This window comes from Embleya sp. NPDC025285, from assembly GCF_055558835.1.
In genome coordinates this window covers 1-1357 of the sequence record NZ_JBVHLU010000298.1, presented here as the reverse complement: position 1 = coordinate 1357, position 1357 = coordinate 1, and the positions used below count along the sequence as shown (strand labels likewise).

1 protein-coding gene is annotated in these 1357 nt (G+C 70.5%); it reads left to right on the top strand.

Annotated elements, in window-relative coordinates; all coding sequences use genetic code 11:
* Positions 1 to 269: 269 nt before the first annotated feature.
* The coding region (locus ACZ4FV_RS52345; protein ID WP_465328541.1) for a hypothetical protein at positions 270 to 1357 on the top strand (1088 nt) is incomplete at its 3' end.

The following is a 1357-nucleotide window of genomic DNA, read 5'->3' as shown; positions in this document are numbered from 1 at the left end:
CGACGAACGTCTGCACTCCGCACTCGACTACATGCCACCGATCGAGTACGAGCAGCAACACTGGGCCGACCAGGAGCAAACCACGCAGTCCGCGTAAACAACCGCAAACGGACTCTACAAAACTCGGGTCACCTCATCACCCGACTCGCGGCTGCTCTGACAGTCCGGCCACATATGACCCCGCAGACCCGCGGCCACCGCCCTCGCCACGCAGGCCCGGCCAGCCTCACTGCGTTCGTCCCCTCGCTCTTTCGACCCTGGACAGGACCATGACCATCCACCAAAGCCGACACCGCAGCACCCACGACCAGGTCGTCGCGCATGCCAACAACCGCCTGAGAGCGATCGTGCCGAGCCTGCTCGGCGGCACGGTCGAGTGGGGCGACACCCGCACGGCTCCCGCGCACCACACCCGCGACGCCCTGGTACATCGGCCCGGTCGGCGGCCACTGCCGGTGACGGCCTCCCTGGCGTACGGCGCCACGCTGCCCGAGCTGCTGCACGACCACGGTGCGACCGTCACCGCACGCTTGGCCGCCGCCCACGGTCGCGCGAGCCGTGACGCGGCTCGCTCCACGGCGCACCGCGCGGTCCTGAACGCGATGGGATGCCCACCCGCACCTGCGGTGCTCGCCCGCCAAGACCCCGTCATGGTCGCCGAACGCGCCCCGACCAGGACGACGTTGGCCTCCGGGATGGTCAAGGCACCGCATCGGATGATCGACCACCTCGATCGACTCTGGGTATCACTGGCGCCGTTGCGCCTTCCAACCGCCGCGAACCGCGTGGCCGCCGCCACGTCTGTGACCGAGGCCACCTCGACCGAGTCAAGGTTCACCGAGACTTGGGTCGCGGATCCGCTGCCCGACCACATCGCCCGGACCGGCCTCGGGTGGACCGTCGGCGGCAGGCTGCCGGAGCTGCGCGCCCGTCTGGGTCACGTCGCCGTGCGGATCATGCTCACCGCCCCCGGGACCCCGACCCGAGTACTCGCCCACGGCGGACTCGACCCCGCCGACATTCTCCTCGGGTCAGCGGCGCTCGTGCCCTTCCGCCCCCGCCTTCACCTGGCCACCCCGCACGCCGACCTGGCCACCCTTCTCAGCCGCACCGTCCAGCACCTGATCGGTGCCCGCGCCGACGCCGGGGCCGCCCACATCGTCACCGCCGACCTGTACGCGTGGATCACCGCGACCGAGGGCCCCCTGGCCGCGCACGAGATCCGCCGCGCCCAGGCGCTGCGGGACGTGCTGCGCCTGTGGGTGAGGTGCCCCGTGTTTTCCGGACACGTTGACTTCTGTTGTTTACGCCGCCAGCCCGAGTTGCTTGTGCTCGTTCAGGACTTCCAGCGGCGTGC